Annotated in this window: 18 protein-coding genes; 10 read left to right on the top strand and 8 right to left on the bottom strand. The window is 71.7% G+C overall.

What is annotated here, in order from left to right; genetic code table 11:
• The first annotated feature begins 187 nt into the window (after nt 1-187).
• Nucleotides 188-1420 (top strand): acyltransferase family protein, encoded by a 1233-nt coding sequence (locus IQ279_RS26470; protein ID WP_206351851.1) that lies wholly within the window; start codon nt 188-190, stop codon nt 1418-1420.
• 84 nt (nt 1421-1504) lie between these two features.
• Here the strand turns inward: IQ279_RS26470 and rfbA are convergent, their stop codons facing one another.
• The 3 genes from rfbA to IQ279_RS26455 all read right to left on the bottom strand — a co-directional run bounded on the left by rfbA (nt 1505) and on the right by IQ279_RS26455 (nt 5415).
• The gene (gene rfbA, locus IQ279_RS26465; protein ID WP_206351850.1) at nt 1505-2377 is read right to left on the bottom strand and encodes a glucose-1-phosphate thymidylyltransferase RfbA; all 873 of its coding nucleotides are present in this window, start codon (nt 2375-2377) and stop codon (nt 1505-1507) included.
• A gap of 130 nt (nt 2378-2507) precedes the next feature.
• Entirely contained in the window at nt 2508-3827 is a 1320-nt protein-coding gene (locus IQ279_RS26460) for a nucleotide disphospho-sugar-binding domain-containing protein (RefSeq protein ID WP_206351849.1), read from the bottom strand.
• A 277-nt stretch (nt 3828-4104) separates the two neighbouring features.
• The gene (locus IQ279_RS26455) at nt 4105-5415 is read right to left on the bottom strand and encodes an NDP-hexose 2,3-dehydratase family protein (protein ID WP_307792552.1); all 1311 of its coding nucleotides are present in this window, start codon (nt 5413-5415) and stop codon (nt 4105-4107) included.
• Nucleotides 5416-5771: 356 nt separating this feature from the next.
• Between IQ279_RS26455 and IQ279_RS26450 the strand changes: the two genes are divergently transcribed.
• The gene (locus tag IQ279_RS26450; RefSeq protein ID WP_206351847.1) at nt 5772-6962 is read left to right on the top strand and encodes a DegT/DnrJ/EryC1/StrS family aminotransferase; all 1191 of its coding nucleotides are present in this window, start codon (nt 5772-5774) and stop codon (nt 6960-6962) included.
• Nucleotides 6963-6997: 35 nt separating this feature from the next.
• Here IQ279_RS26450 and IQ279_RS26445 read toward each other — a convergent pair whose 3' ends face one another.
• The 3 genes from IQ279_RS26445 to IQ279_RS26435 form a co-directional block, all read right to left on the bottom strand.
• The gene (locus IQ279_RS26445) at nt 6998-7987 is read right to left on the bottom strand and encodes a Gfo/Idh/MocA family protein (protein WP_307792551.1); all 990 of its coding nucleotides are present in this window, start codon (nt 7985-7987) and stop codon (nt 6998-7000) included.
• A gap of 111 nt (nt 7988-8098) precedes the next feature.
• Nucleotides 8099-9358 carry a class I SAM-dependent methyltransferase gene (locus tag IQ279_RS26440; RefSeq protein WP_241028799.1) on the bottom strand — a complete coding sequence of 420 codons (1260 nt, stop codon included), beginning with the start codon at nt 9356-9358 and terminating at the stop codon, nt 8099-8101.
• A 240-nt stretch (nt 9359-9598) separates the two neighbouring features.
• Entirely contained in the window at nt 9599-11026 is a 1428-nt protein-coding gene (locus tag IQ279_RS26435) for a nucleotide sugar dehydrogenase (protein WP_206351846.1), read from the bottom strand.
• A 178-nt stretch (nt 11027-11204) separates the two neighbouring features.
• On the opposite strand from IQ279_RS26435, the gene IQ279_RS26430 reads away from it, so the two are divergent.
• On the top strand, nt 11205-11774 hold the full coding sequence (locus IQ279_RS26430) for an NUDIX domain-containing protein (RefSeq protein WP_206351845.1): 570 nt from the start codon (nt 11205-11207) through the stop codon (nt 11772-11774).
• Nucleotides 11775-11802: 28 nt separating this feature from the next.
• Here IQ279_RS26430 and IQ279_RS26425 read toward each other — a convergent pair whose 3' ends face one another.
• Nucleotides 11803-12822: an NAD-dependent epimerase/dehydratase family protein gene (locus IQ279_RS26425; RefSeq protein ID WP_206351844.1), complete on the bottom strand. Its 1020-nt coding sequence runs from the start codon at nt 12820-12822 to the stop codon at nt 11803-11805.
• Nucleotides 12823-13184: 362 nt separating this feature from the next.
• Here IQ279_RS26425 and IQ279_RS26420 point away from each other — a divergent pair, with 362 nt between their 5' ends.
• Together IQ279_RS26420 and IQ279_RS26415 are read left to right on the top strand one after the other, a co-directional pair.
• Nucleotides 13185-14582: an FAD-binding oxidoreductase gene (locus IQ279_RS26420; RefSeq protein ID WP_307792550.1), complete on the top strand. Its 1398-nt coding sequence runs from the start codon at nt 13185-13187 to the stop codon at nt 14580-14582.
• A gap of 110 nt (nt 14583-14692) precedes the next feature.
• A complete protein-coding gene (locus IQ279_RS26415; protein WP_206351842.1) occupies nt 14693-16267 on the top strand; it encodes an MFS transporter in 1575 nt (524 codons plus the stop codon).
• A gap of 96 nt (nt 16268-16363) precedes the next feature.
• On the opposite strand, the gene IQ279_RS26410 is transcribed toward IQ279_RS26415, so the two are convergent.
• Nucleotides 16364-17191, bottom strand: a complete 828-nt coding sequence (locus IQ279_RS26410) for an SAM-dependent methyltransferase (RefSeq protein WP_206351841.1) — start codon at nt 17189-17191, stop codon at nt 16364-16366.
• Nucleotides 17192-17629: 438 nt separating this feature from the next.
• Here IQ279_RS26410 and IQ279_RS26405 point away from each other — a divergent pair, with 438 nt between their 5' ends.
• The 5 genes from IQ279_RS26405 to IQ279_RS26385 form a co-directional block, all read left to right on the top strand.
• Nucleotides 17630-18667, top strand: a complete 1038-nt coding sequence (locus tag IQ279_RS26405; RefSeq protein WP_206351840.1) for a carboxymuconolactone decarboxylase family protein — start codon at nt 17630-17632, stop codon at nt 18665-18667.
• Between the two features lie 3 nt (nt 18668-18670).
• Nucleotides 18671-20458 carry an NAD(P)H-dependent oxidoreductase gene (locus tag IQ279_RS28580; protein ID WP_206351839.1) on the top strand — a complete coding sequence of 596 codons (1788 nt, stop codon included), beginning with the start codon at nt 18671-18673 and terminating at the stop codon, nt 20456-20458.
• 139 nt (nt 20459-20597) lie between these two features.
• Entirely contained in the window at nt 20598-20774 is a 177-nt protein-coding gene (locus IQ279_RS26395) for a hypothetical protein (RefSeq protein ID WP_206351838.1), read from the top strand.
• 405 nt (nt 20775-21179) lie between these two features.
• Complete coding sequence (locus IQ279_RS26390) at nt 21180-22247, top strand: GNAT family N-acetyltransferase (protein ID WP_206351837.1); 1068 nt, start codon at nt 21180-21182, stop codon at nt 22245-22247.
• A 12-nt stretch (nt 22248-22259) separates the two neighbouring features.
• Nucleotides 22260-22370, top strand: a 111-nt coding sequence (locus IQ279_RS26385; RefSeq protein WP_206351858.1) for an S-adenosylmethionine synthetase N-terminal domain-containing protein, incomplete at its 3' end; no start/stop codon positions are given.

Below are 22370 nucleotides of genomic sequence, written 5' to 3'. Positions count from 1 at the left end.
TCGGCCCGCCCGGGCCATGGTCGACTTCCAGCCACGGGAAACGCATCTTCTGGGTTGCGGTCGTCACAGCAGACCTGGACGTCACGGGCGCGGGGAGGAAGCTGCGCAATCTCGGAGATGCCGCGACGACGGCCAGTTGCCACAGTCACGAACTCCGAGAAGACCTCAGCGGGGGAGAACGATCCCGATGCCCCATCACACGACAAGATCCCGGGCCGCCGGCGCGGCCCTGCCGTCCAGGCTTCCCGCCCTGACGGGAATGCGGTTCATCGCGGCCGCCATGGTGTTCTTCTTCCATGCCGTGCCCGAGCGGTTCTTCGCCTCGGACCACAGCCAGAACGTCGCGAACACGCTCTTCTACCAGGGTGGCTGGACCGGCGTCGGCTTCTTCTTCATCCTCAGCGGATTCATCCTCACCTGGTCGATGCGCGCCGACGACACCACTCCGGCGTTCTTCCGGCGCAGGTTCTTCAAGATCTATCCCCTGCACCTGCTAACCCTCATCGCCGCCATGATGCTGGCGGCATGGGTGGCGCAGGCGTCGGTCAGCGGCCGGGACCTGGCACTGCAACTGCTGCTGCTGCAGTCGTGGTCACCGGACATCATGGTCCGCGCCTCCTTCAACGGCGTGGCCTGGTCGCTGTCCTGTGAGGCCCTGTTCTACGCGCTGTTCCCGATTCTGATCAGGCTCATCGACCGCATCCGCCCCGAACGGCTGTGGGCGTGGGCGGGCGCCGTCGTGGCGGCGATCCTCGCCGTGCCGTTCGTCGCCGGCCGACTGCCCAACCAGGAGACGTTCCCGGGGATGGAGGTCACGGCCGCGGACCTGTGGCTGGTCTACCAGTTCCCCGGGACACGCCTGCTCGACTTCGTCTTCGGCATCATCCTGGCCCGCGTGGTGATGGAGGGACGCAGGCTTCCCATCGGCTTCGGCGGTTCGGTGGCCCTCGTCGCCGTGGCCTACGTCGCCGCGCCGCTCTTCCCCTCCGCGTACCAGCTGGTGGCCGTCATGGTGGTGCCGCTCGGTCTGCTGGTGGCGAGCGCCACCAGGGCGGAGGCGGCCGGTCGGCGCAACTGGCTCTCCAGCCGCGTCATGGTGTGGCTGGGCGAGGTGTCCTTCGCCTTTTACATCACCCACCAGCTCGTCCAGATCTACGGTCACCGGCTCCTGGGGGCCGGCAGGACCTGGGAGACCCCGCAGGCGATCGGCGTGATCGCGCTGCTGTTCGGTGTCACCCTGCTGTTGTCCTGGGCTCTGTACACACTGGTCGAGCGCCCGATCATGCGACGCTTCGCCACCTCGCGGGGCGAACGCCGCGGCCGTGCCGCGCGGACGCGGCGGCCGGGGCCGGGGCCGGACCTGCCCTCCGGGCAGGCGGCCGACGCGGCGGCCAAGACGCGCGAGCCGTCCCCGCGGTGACCGCTTCCCCGGAAAGGGGGTGTCCCTCCCCGCGGGGAGGGACACCCCCTTTCCGGCACCGGACCCGTCCGCGCGCTCGCGCGCTCAGCCCGGCGCGCAGGCGATCTCCGTGAGGTACCGGCCGTACCGCGAATGCCGCATCCCGTCGCCGAGCCGGTAGCACGCCTCGGCGTCGATGAAGCCCATCCGCAGAGCGATCTCCTCCAGACAGGCCACCCGCTCGCCCTCGTACTTCTCGACGAGCTGCACGTACTGGCCGGCGGCCAGCAGGGAATCGTGGGTGCCGCAGTCGAACCAGGCACAGCCGCGGCCCAGTTCGACCATCCTCACCCGGCCCTGCCCGAGGTATTCGCGGTTGACGTCGGTGATCTCCAGTTCACCGCGGGACGAGGGAGCGATGTGCCGGGCGATGTCGACGACCTGGTCGTCGTAGAAGTACAGCCCCGTGATCGCGTTGTTGGAGCGTGGGCTCGTCGGCTTCTCCTCGATGGAGACCAGCCTGCCCCGGGAGTCGACCTCGCCGACGCCGTACCGCTCCGGGTCGGGCACGGGCCGGCCGAACAGGACGCAGCCGTCCAGCGAGTCCCGGGAGCTGCACAGCACCTCCGAAAGTCCGGAGCCGTGGAAGACGTTGTCGCCCAGGACCAGCGCCGAACGGTCGTGGCCGATGTGCCCGGCACCGATCAGGAACGCCTCGGCGACGCCGCGTGGCTCCCGTTGAGCCGCGTAGGACAGGTTCAGGCCGAGCCGCGAGCCGTCGCCGAGCAGCCGCTGCATGACGGGGAGGGCGGAGGGGGTGGAGATGAGCAGGATGTCCCGCACGCCGGCCAGCATCAGCACGGAGAGCGGGTAATAGATCATCGGCTTGTCGTAGACGGGGAGCAGCTGCTTGGAAACCGCCAAGGTCAGGGGGGACAGCCGTGTACCGCTGCCGCCGGCGAGGATGATTCCCTTCATCGACCGGTCCGTTCTTCGTTCCGTGGGTCGGTGGTCAAGGCGTTCGACGGCGGCCCGGCGGCGCACCGCGGGCCACCGGCGGTGCCGGGACGTACCCCGCCGAACGGCCTGCGGAGAGTGGCCGTACAGGTCAGGGGCGCGGGACGCGGTGCTCGGCGGTCAGCTTCTCCAGCGCCGGCACGATGTCGTTCGGGCTCGGCATCATCCGCACCTCGGTACGGATCCTGGCCGCGTTCTCCGCGTAGGAGGGGTCCTCCAGGAGCAGCTTGAGGCCGTCGTGCAGCGCGTCGGCGGTCAGGGTCCCCGAGTTGCCCACGTACACTCCCGCGCCGCGCCGCTCCAGCCCGTGTGCCATGGCCAGCGGACCGCCCCACTTCTCGACCTTGAAGTCGTTGGGCACGACGATCTGCGGGACCGCGTGCTCGAGCGCCCCCGCGAAGGCACCGGTGCCGCCTTCGTGGACGAGTGCCGAGCACGTGGGCAGCAGCGAGTTCAGCGGGACGAAGTCGACGGCGCGGACATTGTCCGGCAGGGTCGCCGACCCGAGCTGGTCGGCGTTGAGGGTCGCGATCACCTCGACATCGAGGCCGGCCACCGCCTCCAGGAGGTCGTGGGTGGAGGACCCGCCGCCGATGGTGGCGTCCCGGTGCGAGAGACCCTGGGTGATGCAGACGCGCCTGCGGGCGGGGCGTTCGTGCACCCATCGCGGCGTGATGGAGGGACCGTTGAACGCCATGTTCCGCACGGGCAGGTAGTGCATGCCCTCCGGCTGCCAGATCCACGGTGGCGAGGGCGATATGGTCCACTGCCCCAGGACCGTCTCCTCGTCGAAGCCGCAACCGTGGCGCTCCAGTATCGGCTGCAGCCAGTCCCGCATCGGATCGCCCTCGGCGCCGAGCCGGGGGCGGCACGCCGCGCGCAGCTGGGCCACCCTGTCCACGCTCCACAGCATCCGGGCGTGCGCCGCGCCGACGACCCGGGCCGCCACCGCGCCGGGGAAGGCGGTCGGGTCCGTCACGATCAGGTCGGGACGCCACGCACGTGCGAACTCCACCAGGTCCTCGAAGGCGGAGTCCGGGAAGAACACCGCACGCACCCCAGCGGTGAAGTCCTCCAGCTCGATGTGCGGGTCGCCCCAGCCGTAGTCGCTCTGCACCGACTTCCCCGTGCGCAGGCCCCTGGGGTCGCAGGGCCCAGCCGGCTCGCCGCCGGACGCGCCCTGCGCCATCCTGATCGGCGCGTCGCTCGGCGCTGCCTGCGCCATCTTCTCCTCCAGGGCGAGTACCTCGCCGACGGACACACCGGGCAGCCCGGTGTGCGCGATGGCCTCGGCCATGTCCGGCGGGCCGGCGACGCACACCTCGTGCCCCGCTCCGCGGAGCGCCCACGCCAGCGGCACCTGGACGTACAGGTGCGCCCTGAAGGGGTTGGTGACGAAGAGAATCCGCATCGCAGTCCTTCCACTGGGGTGACAGGTGACGGCGGCCCTGCCGGACGGCGCGTCCCGGCGGCCGCCCGGCAGTCCTCACACACGCGCCGCGGCCGGGGAGTCCGCCGGCGGCGACCGCCTCGCAGGCGGCGCCGGACCGGATCCTCCTGACCGGAGCTCCCGCCCGGGCGGATCGGCACCAGGCGTCCAGTATGGCTTCGGGGGCCGTGGCGGGCGTCTTCTGGATTGCGTCCTTGGCGGTCCGCCGGCACGGTCGCGGACGGGCCGGCCCCGGAGGTCACAGGCCGTTGAGGCAGAAGAGCAGGGTCCTGGCCTCGATTCCGAGGTAGTAGCTGTGCCGCTGCAGTGCCAGCAGCTGTTCGACCGTGAGCCATGCGAAGTCCGGCGGCACCCGCAGGGGGAAGTCGTCGTCTGCCTCGACCACGAGGTAACGGGTCTCGGCGTGGAGGAAGCGCCCTCCCTCCTCGGACTGCACAACGTCGTAGCGCACACCCTCACGTGCCGACAGCACATAGTCCAGGAAGTCCGGACGGAGGGCCGCCACGGCGGCGCGGTCACTCGCCGCGGACCGCACGGTCGGGCCGATCTCCACCGTGTCCCGGTACCCCGGCAGGACCTCGGCGCGCACCAGCGCGTGCAGCTTCCCGCCGATGCGCCGGACCACCAGCGCCGCCAGGCCCAGGCCCCGCGGTGCCAGCAGCGGCTGCTTCCAGCTGTGCACCTCGCGGGTAGGGGCGTGTGCCCGGACCGCGACGATGCCGAACTCCCCGCCCCCCTCGGGGACGATCCCCATGGCCTGCCGACGCCACCCCGCCAGGGAGTTCAGCGGGACCAGCCGGGCGGACAGTTCGTACGCGCTCTTGCGGCCGGTGAACCAGCTCAGGACCTGCGTCATCGTGTGCAGGCCGCCGGGCTCCCCGCCGCGTTCGAACACCTCCCCACCTCCCGCCGGGGCCGCTACGGGCAGGCAGCCGAGAACCGTGCGGGCGTCCATGTTGATGACGCTGCGCCGCCGCAGCAGCCGGTGGACCTGGCCCAGGGTCAGCCAGCGGAAGCCGTCCAGCACGGGTACGTCGCCGGTGACCTCGATGACGATGTTGCGGTTGCGCTTCTGATGGAACCAGGCCCCCTGCTCCGACTGGAGCACGTCGACCAGGACCCGCCCCCTGCCCGGCTCGGTGAAGTACTCGACGTAGGGAGTGCGCCCTCCCCCGTGCACCCGGGTGTAGTTGCTGGATGTCGCCTGGACCGTGGGCGACAGCTGCACCATTCCGGCGTTCCCCGGCTCCATCTTGGCCTGGAGCAGAAAGTGCAGGACGCCGTCGAACTCCTTGGCGATCATTCCGAGGATGGCGATGTCGCGCTGCACGAGAATGGGCTGCCACCACTCCCCCAAGGGGCCGTGGCCGGTCCTGACGTGCATCCCCTCCACGGTGAAGAACCGGCCGCTGCGGTGTTCCAGATTCCCTGTGCCGGGGGCGAAGTGCCATCCGCGCGGGTCGGTCAGCTCCTCCATCGGGATGACGGTGCTCTCGAACGGCTGCCTTCTGCTGTCCTCGACCCAGGTACCGGCGTCGTCCGGGCTCACGCGCGATGCGGTGGTCCGCGCCGAGACGGTGACACGGGCGGCGAGGGGGGCGGGGCCGGTGGACGTGCCGGCGTCGGGCCGTCGAACTCGTGCGGGCACTGTGGGGCTCCCGTGGGGGACGTGGTTGCGCGCATCGTCGCCCGGCCGGGCCGGGCCGCGCATCTTCCGCGTTGCGGCACGCGCCGCCGTGCCGCCGGAAGGCGGCACAGCACGCCGGGAGATGCGAGCCGGTCCGGCCGGGTGACATATTCGCGCCTGTCGGCCTCGCCGACCTTCCGCCGACCTGCCCCGGCCACATGGTGTCCCGGCCAGGTCCCCCCACATTGGACCGACGCCAAGGAGTCCGGATGGGCCGTATGATCAACGTTGTGCAGCCCGCGCTGGGCGAGCGCGAACTCGATGCGGTACGCGAGGTGTTCGAGAGCAACTGGGTCGGCCGCGGTGCCCGCACCGACCAGTTCGAGACGGCGCTGGCCGGGCACCTGGGCGTCGGCCGCGAGCACATCACCTCGACGAACTCGTGCACCTCGGCCACATTCATCGCGATGGAACTGCTCGGCGTCGGCCCCGGGGACGAGGTCGTGCTGCCGACGGTGAGCTTCGTCGGGGTCGGCAACGCGATCGCCGCGCACGGTGCGCGGCCGGTCTTCTGCGATGTCGACGAGGCCACGCTCAACCCGAACGCGGCCGACATCGAGGCGGTGCTGACCGAGCGGACCAAGGCCGTGGTGATCCTGCACTACGGCGGGTACCCCGGCTCGGTCGCCGAGATCGCCGAGTTGTGCCGCGACCGCGGTGTCCGACTGGTCGAGGACGCTGCCCTGGCCATCGCGTCCACGGCCGGCGGGCGCGCCTGCGGCACCTTCGGGGACATGGGTGTGTGGAGCTTCGACCACGCCAAGATCCTGGTCACGGTGGACGGCGGCATGCTCTACGTGCGCGACCCGGAACTCGCCGCCCGCGCCGCCAAGATCGCCTACTTCGGCCTGGAGCAGCGTGCTCCCGGCCGCTCCGGCCCGTCCTCGTCCTTCCACAGCGGCTACGACCAGGCACTGCGTTCACGGACCCGCTGGTGGGACTACGACGTCACCTCGTTCTCGGGCCGTTCCACCACCAACGACGTGCTCTCCGCCATCGGTACCGTGCAGTTGGCCCGGCTCGATGAGTTCATCGCCCGGCGCCGCGAGATCGCGCAGGCCTACGACGCGGGTCTCGCCGACGTGGCCGGGCTGCGCCTGCCGCCGCCACTGCCCGCCGGACACACCTCCTCCCATTACATGTACTGGGTGCAGTTCGACGGCGGCGTCCGCGACCAGGTCGCGCGCGACCTGTTCGAACGCGGCGTCTACACCACCTTCCGGTACCCCCTGATGCACCGGATCGGGGCGTACGGCTCGGACGCCGTGCTGCCGCGGGCCGAGGCCGCCGCGGAGAAGACGCTGCTCCTGCCGATCCACCAGTCGCTCTCCGACGCCGATGTCGACCGGGTCATCGCCGAGGTGCGCGACCGCACCGCCGCACGGCTCGGCGGGGCCCGGGCGGCCTGACCCGGCGCGGCCGGAGGCAGGGGCCGGCGCGGCGGTCAGACCCGGTGGGCGATCTCACCGATGCGTGCCACCAGTTCGGCGGTGCGGATTGCCGTCGCGGCCCACTTCCGGTGGTGCGGGTCGCGGCCGCGGGCGCGGGCGGTCCCGACCGCGGCCGCGAAGGCACTCAGCCCCGCGCTCATCTGGTCCTCCGCGGGCAGGGTGAGTTCCTCCACGAGGTTCTGCGACACCACCCGCAGGGTCGGGGCGTGCCAGGGGGGAGGAGTGAAGGCTCGTTCGACGGTGAGCTGCCCGGTGCCGCCCCAGAGCCGGTAGCGGGAACCGTAGCCGTGCTCGAAGCCGAAGTCCCCGGTGGCGATCACGCCGTCCGCCGAGCAGGCCACGAAACTGCCCGAGACGTCCACGCCGGAGACCGGGTCGCACCGCAGCACAGCACCCGTCACGGTCAGATCGTCACCGAGGAAGTACTGCGTCGCCCGCACCGGGTAGACGCCGGCGTCGAGCAGCGCGCCACCGCCCAGATCGGGCCGGTACCGGATGTCGTCCCCGGGCAGGGGCGGAAAGCAGAAGGCGCTCGTGAAGTGGCGCAGCCCCCCGATGCGGCCCTCACGCACCAGGGACAGCGCGCGCCGGTGCTGGCCGTGGTGCAGGAAGCCGAAGTTCTCCCGCAGCACCAGGCCGCGGGCGTCCGCCAGGCGGACCAGGTCGGCGGTCTCCCGGACCGTGGTGGCCAGTGGCTTCTCCGCCAGGACGTGCTTGCCGCACTCCAGCGCGGCCGCCGCCATCTCGTGGTGCAGGGAGTTGGGGAGGGCGACATAGACGGCGTCGATGTCCTGGCGGGACAACAGGTCCTCGTACCCCACCACGGGGTCGCAGCCGAACTTCCGGGCGAAGGACTCGGCCTTGGCACGGTCACGGCTGGCCACGGCGGTCAGGACCGTGGCGGGGGTGTCCCGGATGGCGGGGAGCATGGTGCGCGCACCGAACGACGAGCAGCCGATCGCACCGACGCGCAGAACGCTCACCGAAGCGTCTCCCGCGGGAGCGTGGTCGCCGGCCGGGCCGGCACAGACGGTGTGGACGGACACGGCTGTTCCTGTTCCTGTTCCTGGGCGGGCGGGCGGGGACGGGCCGGGTCAGACCGAGGAGACGGACGGCAGCGGGAAGACCATCCTCCCGCCCGCCGCCAGGAACGCCTGCTCCCTCTCGACGAACCCGTCGCGGTGCACCCACGGGAGCACCAGCAGCTGGTCGGGGCGGCGTGCCTTGGCGTCCTCCTCGGAGACGATGGGGATGCCGGTCCCCGGGGTGAAGCAGCCGTGCTTCTCCGCACTGACCTCACCGATGCACGGCAGGTCCCGGCTGTCGACCCCGCAGTACTGGAGGACCACGTTGCCCTTGGTCGAGGCGCCGTAGCCCAGGGTCAGCCGGCCGGCCGCCCGCGACTGGTCGAGGAATCCGCGCAGCGTGTCACGGTGCTCGCGGACGCGGCGTGCGAAGGTCTCGTAAGGGGCCGCGGTCTCCAGTGCGAGGTCGGCCTCCCGTCGGCGGACCAGTTCGATCCCGGCTGTGTCGATCTTGTGCCGGTTGGGGTCCTTGACCAGAGTGAGGCACAGACTCCCGCCGTTGACCTCGGTGACCTCGGCCGACGACACGGTGAGTCCGACACGCTCGGCCATCCACTCGATCTGGCTCAGCGCGTAGTACTCCAGGTGCTCGTGGCACACCGCGTCGTAGGCCAGCACGTCCAGCATGGAGACCAGGTAGCTCATCTCGACCAGCCACACGCCGTCGTCCGTGAGGATGTCGCGCACGTCCGCCATGAACCCGACCGGGTCCGGCAGGTCGTAGAACATCGCGATCGAGGTGACGATCTTGGCCTTGCGGTCGCCGAAGCGCTCGGCGAAGGCCGCCTTCGAGAAGAAGTCCGGGATCAGCTCGATGTGGTCGGGGTAGTAACGGCGCCACTTCTCGCCCGTGGGATCGATGCCCACCAGGGTGGGACCGTCGGCCGGGTACCCCTGCAGCAGGGTGGAGTCGTTGCTGCCGATGTCGACGACCAGGTCGTCGGGGCCGAGGTCGACCATGCCGGTGAGCCTGGCGACCTTTCCGTGCAGGTGGTTGATCATGTACGGCCGGATGCCTGAGCGGTACCCGTAGTGTCTGCCGTACATGAGGGAGAGGTCGGCGGTGTGCCTCAGCTGCACCAGTCCGCAGCCTTCCGGGGAGCACTTGACCAGTTCCAGCGGGGCGGTGGGCACGACCTCACCGCGTCCGGGGAAGATGCCGGTCAGCGCCTGGGTTCCCAGGTCGAGCACGGGCAGCAGGTCCCGGTTGCCGCAGATGCGGCACTCGGTGCACTCGGTGACGGCCATGGTGCCATCGATGATGGTCATGATGCCTTCCACTCGGTTGTCGTTCGGGGTAGGAGCGCCGCGTGGTGTGGTCCCCGTCAGGGTCCGTACGCGACGGGGATGCCCTCGCCGGTGTGATGGAGTGTGCGGGCACCGATGACTTCCGCGGGCATGACTGCGCACATCGTGGCCGGAACCGCGCGTGCGGCGCATCTCGTGGATTGCGGTGTGGTGTGGGCCGCGCGGAGGGCGGGAGCGGCCGGAGCGCGTGCCGTCCGGCCGTCAGCTCACCACCGCGTGACGGGGGCTGTGGGACCCGGCCACCGCCGGACGGTGCCCGGGAGGCCCCGCGGCGGGACTCTGGCCGCGGCCGATACCCCGGTAGACGTACCCGGCCGCGCGCAGCTCGGCGATCTTCTCCTTCGGGTAGTAGGCGCGCCCGTCGAGCAGCAGGCACGGCCGGGCGACCGGGAGTGCGGCGAAGTCGATGTCGCCGAAGCCTCGGTGCAGGGCGAGCACGGCCACGCAGTCCGCGCCGCGCACCGCCTCCCTCAGGGACTCCTTCGGTTCCGCGCCGAACAGCCGGGCTGCGGCCTCCCGGTCGACCAGCGGGTCGTGGAGCCGCACCGTGACCCCCCTGGCGGCCAGAGCCTCGACCACGCCCCGGGCCGGTGTGGCGCGCAGGTCGCCGGTGTCGTTCTTGAAGGCCAGCCCCAGCACGGCCACGGTGGACGCCGCGGGGGCCTTGCCGAGCAGGGCCAGCTCGTCCGTGATCAACTGCGCGGTGTACTCCGGCATCCCCGCGTTGACCCGGCGGCCGGCCGCGGCGGTCTGGATGCGCACATCGTGGTCGCCGGCGGCGCGCCACACCATCCACGGATCCTTGGTCAGGCAGGAGCCGCCCACGCCGGCGCTGGGCAGCAGGATGTTGACGTTGCCGGAGCCCTTGGGGATGGTGTTCGCCGCGGCGATGACGTCGAGCACGTCCGCGCCGTAGAGCGCGCACAGCTTGGCCAGCTCGTTCGCCATGGCGATGTTGAGGTCGATCCACCAGTTGTCGGCCAGCTTGACGATCTCGGCGGCCTCCAGTGTGTCCATCGGCAGGGTCTCCACTCCCAGGGCGCGCCGCCACAGTCCGGCGGCCGCGGCCGCGCAGTCGGGAGTCAGCCCGCCGACCACGATCGGGAAGGTGCGCAGTTCCCGCAGCGCGGTGCCTTCCGCGAGCCGCTCCGGGGTGAAGGCCAGGCCGAAGTCCTTCCCCGCGACCAGCCCACTCGCCTCCAGAAGCGGAACGAGCAGACCCCGCGTGGTGCCGGGCGGCACCGTGGACTTGAGGACGACCAGCTGACCGGGACGCAGGTGGCCGCTCAACTCCTTTACAGCACCCCGCAGTTGTCCATCGTCCAGCGAGCCGTCGTCGCGCACCGGTGTGCCGACGGTGATCAGCACCACGTCGGCGTCGCCGGCCCCGGCGGTCTCGGTGGTCACCCGCAGCCGTCCGGAGTCCAGGCCCGAGAAGAGTTTCTCGGCCAGTCCGTGCTCGCTGAACCGGCACTCCCGTCTGCCCAGTTCCTCGACCAGCCGGGCGTCGGTGTCGACGCCGACGACGTCGAACCCGCGCTCGGCCAGGGTCGCCGCGACGCAGGAACCCACGTATCCGAAGCCGACGACCGCCACGGTGAGGGCGTCGTGCTCGGGGAGAAAGCGCATCTTGCAGCTCCAATCGAAGGCGGTTCCGGCCCACGCCGATGATCCTCACCGCCGCGGGCGGCGGGCATCTTCCGGCGTGCCGACAGCCGGAATCCAGCAACGGGGAAGTAGGGGCGCCGCCCGCGGCCCCCTAGCGTTGGCAGTGACGGCCGGTGAGAGAGAAAAGGGGGTACCGGTGATGCGCCGGATTCCAGAGCCCGCGCCCGGCATCATCCGGACGGTCTCCTCCCGCGAGGTGTACCGCAATCCATGGCTGTCGCTGCGCGAGGACGTCGTGGAACGCCCGGACGGCTCCCGCGGTCTGTACTCGGTGGTCGACCGGCCCGACTACGCCGTGGTGATAGCCGCCGAGCACGGTGGGTTCCACCTGGTCGACCAGTACCGGTACCCGGTCCGCGGGCGGTACTGGGAGTTCCCACAGGGCTGTTTCCCCCCGGGCCGGAACGGTACCGCGGAGGAGCTGGGCCGCGCCGAACTGGCCGAGGAGACCGGGCTGAGCGCCGCTTCGTGGACCGCGCTCGGCACACCCTACGGCTGGCACGGCGCCAGCGGGCAGGCGTTCACCGTCTTCCTGGCCACCGGCCTGAGCACGGGACCGCCCCGGCGCGAACACGAGGAGCAGGACATGCGCCACCGCTGGGTTCCGCGTGCGGAGTTCGAGCGGATGATCCTCGCGGGTGAGATACGCGACGACTCCACCCTGGCCGCCTATCTCCTGCTGCAACTGCACGAGCGGCCGGCGCGATAGCGCCACCCGCTCGTCGCGCACGGCCGGCTCAGCCCGGGACGCCGGCGGCCCGGACCGGTTCGCCGTCCGGTTCCACACCGCTGTCGGGCTGGGCCAGCCACCACGGGTTCCGGCGCGCCCAGGCGATCGTCTCGGCGAGCCCGTCGCGCAGGTCGGTCGTGCACCGCCATCCCAGGGTCCGCATGATTTTGGCGGTGTCCGGGACCCGTCGGCGCAGGTCCTGGTAGCGGTCGCCGAGCCGGTCCCGTGTACCGACCGGCACCGCCGCCCCGGTGCCGGTCAGCTCCGCCACCAGGGCGCCCAGCCGGACCACCGTGGTCTCGGTCGAGCTGCCGACGTTGAAGCACTCCCCGACCGCGGCCTCACTGGTGCCGACGGCGATCGTGGCGTCGACCGCGTCCCGCACGAAGGTGAAGCACCGCGTCTGGCCACCGTCGTCGTACACCACCGGCGGCCTCCCGTTCAGGGCCCGGTGAACACTCCTGCTGACGACGAACGCCGGCCGCTGCCGCGGTCCGTAGACATTGAAGTAGCGCACGACGGCCGCCTTGAGTCCGCGCTCGCGGGCGAAGGCGAAGGCGAGGTGCTCGCCCAGCGCCTTGCTGGTGGAGTAGCACCACCGGTCCACGGCGGTGCTGCCCAGCACACGGTCGTCGTCCTCCCGCCACGGGACCGCGGGGTTCTTCCCGAAGACCTCGCTGGTGCTCGCCACCACGACCTTCGCCCCCGCCCTCGCGGCCAGGTCCAGCACGTTCCGGGTGCCGAGCAGGTTGATGTCGATGACGTCGACCGGACGGTCCAGGTATCGGTCGACTCCGACCACGGCGGCGAGATGGTAGACGGTGTCCACGCCCTCCCGCACCACCTCGGCCAGTCGCGCCGCGTCCCGCACGTCACCGGTCACGTAGCGGACCGAGGACGACGGCTCCCGGTCCGGCGGCGGCGCGCCGCCGTCGAAGACGGTGACCTCATGGCCCCTTCGGGCCAGTTCGTCCACCAGATGGCTGCCCACGAACCCGCAGCCCCCTGTGACCACCACTCGCGCCATGACCACTACCTCCCAACTCCGGTACTGGCCACGGCGGGGACACTCCCCCGCCCGGACGACGACCTCATGGGTTGCCTCGCTCTCGGAGTACGCCGGAACAGCACACGGACAGCGTGTCGGCCGGCACCCCGCCCGCGCATCTCCTGTGATGCGCTCACCCGCCCCGGAGCGCACCGCAATCCACGAGATGCGCCGCACGCTCGGCCCCGGCCACGATGGGGACGGCCATGCCCCCGGGAGCCGCCGGCACCCGCACACCCCACCGCCGCACCCGCCGTGCGGCATGTGCCGTCAGCCGGCCCCCGCGCAGGGCCGCAGGCGCCCTGGCGAAACCACCGCACGACACGAGGAGACTTTTGACAGTGGAGAAGACCAAGGCGGTCATCGAGCGGGGCACCGTGCCGGTCGCGCAGTTGCGCGCCGTCGTCGAGGGCGAGGTTCTCGTACCCGGTGACGCCGGTTACGACAGGGCGCGCACCGTCTACCTGGGCGGAATGGACCAGCTGCCGGCCGCGATCGTGAAACCGGCCGGCACCGCCGACGTGGCGCGGGTGGTCTCGCTGGCGCGCGATCGCGACATCCCTCTGGCGGTCAAGAGCGGTGGGCACAGCATGTTCTGCCTCTGCGACCACGGCATCGTGCTCGACATGTCGTCGATGCGCGATCTGCGGATCGACCCCGAGGCGCGCACAGCCTGGGCCGAGGCCGGAGCGACCACCGGCGAGTTCACCAACGCCGTCGCCGAGCACGGCCTCGTCACCGGATTCGGGGACGCCGGCAGCGTCGGCCTGGGCGGTATCACCACCGGCGGCGGCATCGGCTACCTGGTCCGCAAGCACGGCCTGACCATCGACAGCCTGCTGGCAGCCGAGGTGGTCACCGCCGACGGCGAACTGCGCCGGGTCGACGCCGAGCACGAGCCGGACCTGTTCTGGGCGATCCGCGGAGGCGGCGGCAACTTCGGCGTGGTGACCCGGCTGCTGTTCCGCCTGCACGAACTGGGCACGGTCCTGGGCGGTCTGCTGGTCCTGCCGGGAACCCCCGAGGTCGTCGCCGGCTTCGTCGACCTGGCACAGCAGGCCCCGGAGGAACTGACCAGCATCGTCAACATCATGCCGGCGATGCCGATGCCGTTTGTCCCCGAAGAACTGCACGGCACGCCGATCGTGATGGCCATGATGGTCTACGCGGGCGAGGGAGAGGAGGCCGAGAAGGCCATGGCGCCGTTCCGGGCCCTGGCCACTCCGATCGCCGACATGATCGAGCCGATGCCGTACCCGGCGGTCTACCCGCCCGAGGACGAGGAGGAACACCCGGTCGCCGCCGCCCGCAACCTGTTCACGGACACACTCGACACCGACGACGCCGCGCTGATCCTGGAGCGGATCCGGACGTCCACGGCCGTCATGCCGGCCGTCCAGGTGCGCGTGCTCGGCGGCGCGATGGCCCGGGTCCCCGAGGACGCCACCGCCTTCGCCCACCGCAACCGCAACGTGATGATCAACGTGGCGGCCATCTACGAGAACCCCGAGGAGGCCGGGACGCACACCCGCTGGTCCGACGAGCTCACCGCGGCGCTGCAGAAGGGCGTGCCGGGCGTCTACGTCAACTTCCTGGCCGACGACAGCCGGGCCCGTATCCGGGAGGCGTACCCGGAGCGCACCTGGGAGCGGCTGCGTGCCGTCAAGCGCGCCTACGACCCCACCAACCTGTTCCGTGTGAACAACAACATCCCGCCCGCCGAAAACGGCGGGAGCTGACCCCGGACGCGCCCCCGCCCATCGCGCCATCGCGCACCCGTGGCGGGTGCGCGATGGCGCAACCGTGTCCCTGAGGCCGCGCCCCGACCATCACCTAGGAAGGACCCTCGATGCACACGAGCACCGAGAACGAACCGCCCGCCAAGGCGGGACGCAGGGAGTGGCTGGGCCTGATGGTCCTCGTCCTGCCGGCACTTCTGCTGGCGGTGGACCTGACCGTGCTCTACCTGGCCCTGCCGCACCTGGCCGAGGACCTCCAGCCGGGCAGCAGCCAGCAGTTGTGGATCCTGGACATCTACGGATTCGTGCTCGCCGGGTTTCTCGTCACCATGGGAACCCTCGGAGACCGGATCGGCCGCCGCAAGCTGCTGATGATCGGCGGGGCCGCCTTCGGCACCGCCTCGGTGCTCGCGGCCTATTCCACCAGCCCGGAGATGCTCATCGCCACCCGGGCTCTGCTGGGCCTCGCCGGAGCGACCCTCGCCCCGTCGACGGTGTCCCTGATCACCAACATGTTCAAGGACCCCAAGCAGCGCGGCACGGCCATCGCGGTGTGGACGGGCTGCTTCGTGGGCGGCGGCGTGTTCGGCCCGATCGTCGGCGGCTTCATGATGTCGTCGTTCTGGTGGGGGTCGGTGTTCCTGCTGGCGGTCCCGGTGATGCTGCTGCTGCTGATCGCCGGCCCGGCGCTGCTGCCGGAGTACCGCAACCCCGAGGCCGGGCGGCTGGACCTGCTCAGCGTCGGGCTCTCCCTGGTGACCATCATCCCGCTCATCTACGGCGTCAAGGAGCTCTCCCGAGGCTGGTCGCCGGAGCCTTTCGCGGTCCTGCTCGCCGGAGCGGTCTTCGGCGTACTGTTCGTCCTGCGCCAGCGTCGTCTGGACGACCCGCTGCTGGACCTGAACCTGTTCCGGATTCCCGTCGCGCGCGGCGTCATGGTGCTGAGCCTGCTGGTGGGCACCATCACCGGCGGCAGCCTGCTGCTGGTCAACCTCCAGCTGCAGATGGTCGAGGGGCTCTCGCCGTGGGTCACCGGTCTCTGGCTCGTGCCCGGCGCCCTGGGCACGCTCGCCGCCATCGCGCTGAGCAGCGCCCTGGCCCGGACGATCCGCCCCGGATACCTCATGGCGGCCGGGCTCCTGGTGTCGGCGGCCGGCTACGCCCTGCTGTCCCAGGCCCCCAGCAGCGACAGCCTGGTGACGGTGGTGACCGGCTCGGTCCTGATCAACGCGGGCCTCGGCCCGACGCTGGCACTGGGGTACGACATGCTGCTCGGCGCCGCCCCGCCGGAGAAGACCGGTTCGGCGTCGGCGCTCTCGGAGACCAGCGGCGAGTTCGGCGTCGCGGCCGGTATCGCACTGCTGGGCAGCATCAGCACCATCGCCTACCGCGAGCAGTTGTCGATCCCCGGCGAGCTGCCGGCCGCGGCGGCGGCCACCGCCCGCGAGAGCATCACGAACGCCATGGCCGTGGCCCAGGAGCTGTCCGATCCGGCGGCCGGCGCACTGATCGCCTCCGCCCGCGGGGCGTTCACCTCCGGGCTCAACCTGGTGGGCGCGCTGGCGACCGCTGTCTTCGTCGTGCTCGCCGCGCTCGCCTGGCGGTGGTTCCGGCACATGCCGCCCACCGCCGAAGCACAGACCGGCGGTACGCAACCGGCCGAGCCGGAGCCCGTCAGGTCCTGACCACACCGGTGCGGCCGGAAGGTCCCGGCAGCGCGGTCGCGCGGAGGGCGGTGTGACACCGCCCTCCGCGCGACCGCGCTCTTGCGGACCGGCCGGTCAGCGGGGTCTGCGTACGCAGGCGATCACATAACCGATCTGGTCCTTGCGAGGAGCGAAGAAACCCCGGTGCAGACGGGAGAACTCCGCTACACCCTGTTCGCCGAACTTGCCGGCCACCTCCTCACGCCGGTCCATCGCGGCCCGCAGGTACTTGCCCTTCATCCCGAACACTCGCGGACCGCACTGGGTGTACTCCTCGACCTCGAAACCGGCCGAGCGCGCGTACTCCAGCCACTGGGGGAGGGTCGGCAGCAGCGGGAGCCTCAGCGTCTCCATGAACCGCTCAACCCGCTCCGGTTCGGCCGCGCTCTCCAGGCTGAAGTCGGAGAACGCCATGCGACCGCCCGGGCGCAGCACCCGGTACAGCTCCTCCAGCGCCCTCCCGAGGTCGGGCGCGTTCTGCAGGGACTCCAGGGCGAGCACGGCGTCGAATGAGCCGTCCGGGAAGGGAAGTTCCATGTAGTCGCCGTGCCGGAAGTCCACCAGCCCCTTTGGCCCCGCGGTCCCGGCCCGCCTCCGCGCCGCCTCGAGTTCGACGTCGCTGACGGTCACCCCGGTCACCCTGGCCCCGTACCGCCGGGCCAGGAACAGCGCCGTCTCGCCCGGACCGCACCCCGCGTCCAGCACCCGCTCCCCGGGTCGCAGCCCGAGGGTGCCGGTCACCTTGCGGGTAACGCGGTGCACCGCCTCCGGCAGCGGCGCGTCGTCGTCGCGGTCGTACCAGTACCACATGTGCAGTTGGCCGCCGCGGAGCTCGTCACCGATGGGCGAGCGCTCGTCGTAGTGCCTCCCGATCTCCGCCGGGTCGGCTGTCGCTTCCTGCATGAACCCGTCACTCCCATCGAGGTGTCGCACGGTCGTCGAGCGGCACGACGGCCCATCCTCGACCGCCCGTCGGACCAGCGCATCTCTGCCGTTGCTGCCCGCCGCTCACCGGTTTGCCGAAACCGCGCCGGGACCGCAGAAGGGCACGTTGGGATAACACCCGCGCACACGGCCGGTGCCAGGATCGGCTCGGGGCCCCGGGCGGGCGCAGCAACGCCGAAGAGTGCCGCACGGGCGCCCGAGGACGGACGGGAGGATCCAGATGCCCGACAGACGCGTTCCGCCGGGGTCCGGCGGGGCGGGTACATCCACCACCGCCCCGGTCAGGAGCACGACATCGCCGGGACGACGGCCCGGTTCGGGACCGTCCGGTAGACCGGCAGACGCAGGCACGCCCCGGACACGGCCCGGAGCGCCGTGTCCGAGAGAGGCACGAGGATGAGGACGAGGACGATCGTACGGGCCGCCCTGCGCGGATCCCTGCGCGATATCCGCCACGTCGGAGCCGTTCCTCCCGGACGCGCCCGCGGGCTGGTGGCCCGCGTGTACGCCCAGGCCGAACGGGACTTCGGCGTCGTCGCACCGCCCCTGGCACTGCACTCCGGCGCCCCCCGGGTACTCGCCGCGAGCTGGCTGCTGCTGCGCGAGACCCTGCTGGTGGAGGGCCGGGTGAGCCGGGCCGCCAAGGAGGCCGTCGCAGTCGAGGTCTCCCGCGCAAATTCCTGCCCCTACTGCGTCGATGTCCACCAGGCCGCGCTGGAGACCTCCCCGCGGCCGGCACCCGGTTCACCCGGCTGCGACGCCGCCGAGTGGATCCGGTTCGGCGCCGGCCGCGGGGAACGAGCCCCCTTCACCGCCGAGGAGTCACCCGAGATCATCGGCGTGGCGCTCACCTTCCACTACCTCAACCGCATGGTCGCCGTCTTCCTCGACGAGTCGCCCGTGCCCGCGCGAACCCCTGCGGCCGCACGCGGTCCGATCCTGCGCACGGTCGCCAGAGCCATGCGCCCGGCCGCCGGCCCCCCGCGTCCCGGTGAGGGCAGCGGGCTGCTGCCCCCGGCGCCGCCCGGTCCGCGGTGGGCCGGGACAGGCCCGGTGGCGGATGCCGTCGGACGTGCGACCGCCGCCGTCGACGACGCCGCGCGCTGGGTCCCCCCACAGGTACGCCGCCTGCTGGAGTCCCGGCTCGCCGCCTGGGACGGGTCGCCTCCCGGCCTCGGCCGCATCTGGCTGGAGGAGACCCTCGCGGGTTCCCTCCGCCCGCCCGCGGAGGACCTGCCCACCGCGCGGATCGCGCTGCTCACCGCATTCGCCCCGTACCAGGTCACCGAAGCCGATGTCGCCGCCTTCCGCGAGCGGCATCCCGGTGACCGGAAACTGGTGGAACTGACCGCCTGGGCGTCCCTGACGACCGCCGTCCTTCTTGCCTCCCGGCTCGCCGGCGCACCGGCCCGCACACACGGACAGGAGAGCTGAACCATGGCCAAGAGGGAATCGGTGGCCGTCGCGGGCGGCGGCGTCGGCGGACTGGCGACGGCCGTCGCGCTGGCCCGGCGGGGCGTCGACGTCACCGTGATCGAACGGTCCGCGCGGATCGGCGCCCAGGGCGCGGGACTGGTCCTCTGTCCCGACGGGATGCGGGCCGCCGACGCGCTCGGCGAGAACCTGGGAGGCCGTGTCAGGGAACTGGGCCACCTCCTGCGATCCGGCGAGACCCGGCTGGTGATGGACGCGGCGGGAAGGATCCTGGCCGAGGAACCCATGGAAGGCCCGGACGCCCCCCGGCTTGTGATCACGCGCTCCGCCCTCCAGCGGGCCCTGCTCGACGAGTCCCTCACCGCGGGCGCGGCGGTGCTGCTCGCCACCACCGTCGAGGACTACACCGCACACGAGGACGGCGTCACCGTCCGGCTGTCGGACGGCAAGGTCCTGCGGTGCGCCGCTCTGGTGGCCGCGGACGGCGTCGACTCGGTCGTCCGGCGGCGGATGCTGCCGGGCACAGCCGCCGAGTACCTGGGCCACGCCTCGGTGTCCGGCTGCACCGGCGAGTCCACGCTGGAGCGGCGTCCTCACACGGCCGGCGGCCGGGGCGTCCGGTTGAGCGTCCTCCCGGTCGGCGGGGGGCTGCTGTGCTGGACCGCCAGGATCGCCTCACCGCCGGGAGTGTGGCCCGCGAAGGGACCGGCCCGCGCGCGGGCCGACCTGATCGCCGCCCTCACCGGCTGGTACCCGCCCCTGGTGGACCTGATCAGGAACACCGGTCCCCAGGACATCGCCGTGGCCGACGCCCGCGATTGCGGTCCGGCTCCCCGGCGGGTCGACGGACGCGTCGTCCTGCTCGGCGACGCCGCGTGCCCCGCGGCTCCGTCCCCCGGCCGGGTCGTGGGCACGGCGATGGCGGACGCACTCGCACTCGCCGACGCCGTGGCCGCGCACGACGACGTGCCCCGCGCACTCGCCGCGTTCCAGCGCGAGCACCGGGAACGGACCGGCGCGCCGACGCCCACCACCCGCGGCCGGAGCGCGCCCGACCGGACCCGCGGCCGGGACGCGGCGGGGGAGCGTGCGGCGCGGGCCGACGCCGTCGTGTCCGCCACCGTCGGCGCCTCGGGCTCCCCGCCCCCGCTCCCCCATGTGGCACGGAAGGCGGCCGACCCCGCGCCGAAGAGCCCCTCGAGCGCGCACGGGCCGCACATAGTCCTGGTCGGCGGATCCCTCCACCGAGGATCGACCTGCGACCGCGTCGCCCAGTGGTGTGCCCTGCGCTGCGCCGAGCAGGGCGCGACGGTCCGCGTCTTCGCGGGAGCGGACATCGACTTCCCCGCCTATCGGCCGGGCCTTGCGCCCACGCACCCCGAGGTGGGGAATTTCCTGTCGGAACTGCGCTGTGCCGACGGCATCGTTCTCGTCTCCCCGACATACCACGGCACCGTCTCCGGTCTGCTGAAGAACGCCCTCGACTACGTCAACGACCTGGACGAGCCTGTGCCCTACCTCGAAGGACGCGCCATCGGCTGCGTCGCCGTCGGAGCCGCCGCCGAGGGCGCCGCCTCCACTCTGGCCACGCTGCGCACCATCGGCCACGCGGTGCGGGGCTGGCCCACCCCGGTGGGAGTGGCCGTCTCACAGCCACCCGCGCCTCCGTCCGCGGACGGGACGGCGCCGCCCGAGGAGGCACGGCTGATGCGGATGCTCTCCCAGGTCCTGTGGATGGGCAGAGCCCGGCTGGCCGCCGGACAGCCGCCGTTCCTGGGCGCGGTGGCCTGAGGGGCCTCGCACCGGCGACCCGCGGAATCCGGTACGCCGAACGCGGTGGGCACCGGCACGGCGGGAGCGCGTTCCGCCGCCTCTGGAACCATGTTCCGTCCCGCTCGCGTATACCGGCCAGGAGAAAGGAGTGCGGGACATGACTGAATCCCACGGGGAGGAACGGGAGCCTCCCGGTCACGGCGGGCCGGGAGGGTCCACCGAGGACGGCGCGGAGTTCGAGGAGTGGCTCCGGAATGTGGGGGACGCCGGGGGCGACACCCGTCTTCGGCTCTCCTCCGACCTGGAGTCCCACGTCCTGGGGGAGATCGTCTGAGCGGGAGGGTCCGGTCGAGACCGACCGGACCCTCCCGGGAACTCGCGCGGTCCGCCGGAGCGGACCAGAAATCCGAATAGCCATTCTGAAAAACTGTCCGGTGTTCGGCGCGCGACGCCGAACACCGGACAGCGGTCTGCTGTCACACCAGATCAGCGCCATGCCAGTGGCATCCGAAATAAGTCGGCGGTGCCGGTTGCGGCGTCATGGGACGCAGCCGACCCCCTTCGCCTGAGGCCGTTTGCGTCCCGAAGAAAGCACATCGAATAGGGTCGGCGTAATTCCGCAGCGGAATATCAAGCGAACGTGGAAGGCCTCGGCAATCCGCGTGTGTGTGTCGGCACGGCCGCGCACCGTCTTCAGAAAGGGATCCCGCATCGCATGGCTCTACCATCGCCACTTACCGTGAAAAGCGCGGCCGAGGTACGGCTGGACAGCCTTGTCCGCCTTGTCAACACGTACGAGAAGGCGATCACCGATACCGCCTGGTGCACTGGCGGCGACATCCTGCTCGAGACCGATCACCCGGCGCACGACCCCGCCCGCGACGGCTGGTGCGTGGTCCGGCCGCAGGGCGACGTTGTCGCCTGGGCGGCCCTGACCACACGGGGCGGCCCCTCACTGGACTGCACGCTCACCGTGCTGCCCGACGACGACGGCAGCATCGCGCGTGAGCTCCTCGCGCTCCTCCTCGCCCGCGCCGGTGAACTCTCCCGGGAGCAAGGCGGCGGACACGAGATCACCGTCTGCGGCGTGCTGAACGGCGACCCGGTGGTCCCCCCGGTCCTCCAGGAAGCCGGCTTCACAAGGCAGATCACGTACAACCGCTGCGAGATCGACCTCTCCCTCACCGCGCTTCCCACCGTTTCGCCCGAGGGAGGGCACATCCGGCGGATCGACAGCGCCTCCGATGACGTGCGCACCCTGCACGACATTCACAACCGCACGCGCACCACCGGAGCCCGGATGCTCGGCCCCGAGGTCTTCCGCGCCCGCCTGGAACAGTTCGGCACCGTCACCGCCCGGCAAGCGGGCATCAGTCTGCTCCTGGAGTTCGCCGACACACCCGCGGGCTACGTCCTCGCGCAGGCGTGGGAGGGCAGGGGACGCATCGTCGACGTGGCCGTGGCCCCGGCCTTCCGGGGCAGGAGCGCCGGACTCGCCCTGGTCTCCACCGCCTTAGACCGGCTCAGGGAGTTCGGCTGCGACCGCGCCCTGCTGGCATTGGACACCTCACGGGTCCGGTACTGGCACGAACTGCACGGTGCGCTCGCCGTGACGGGGGAGTACGCGGTCACCCAGTACGTCAAGTACCAGCGTGGCTCCGCACACACCGGTCCGGGAGCGCGCTCCCGGACCCGCTCCGCCGACGGCGCACACCCGTCCCAGGACACACAGGCGTACGGACCGCGTGCACAGTCGTCCGGACCCGGGCACCGCCCTGGAGATCCACGCGGCAACGCGCGGATCTGAGGAGATGAAGGCATGACGGCATGCCTGTTCGCCTCGGAGTCCGTGACCGAGGGTCACCCCGGCAAGATCGCCGACCAGATCAGCGACACCGTCCTCGACGCCCTGCTGGAGCAGGACCCCGCC

It is taken from the genome of Streptomyces verrucosisporus (genome assembly GCF_017114865.1).
GTDB classification, from domain to species: domain Bacteria; phylum Actinomycetota; class Actinomycetes; order Streptomycetales; family Streptomycetaceae; genus Streptomyces; species Streptomyces fenghuangensis.
The sequence above is the reverse complement of the archived record's forward strand: the minus strand, read 5'-3'. Positions and strand labels throughout refer to the sequence as shown.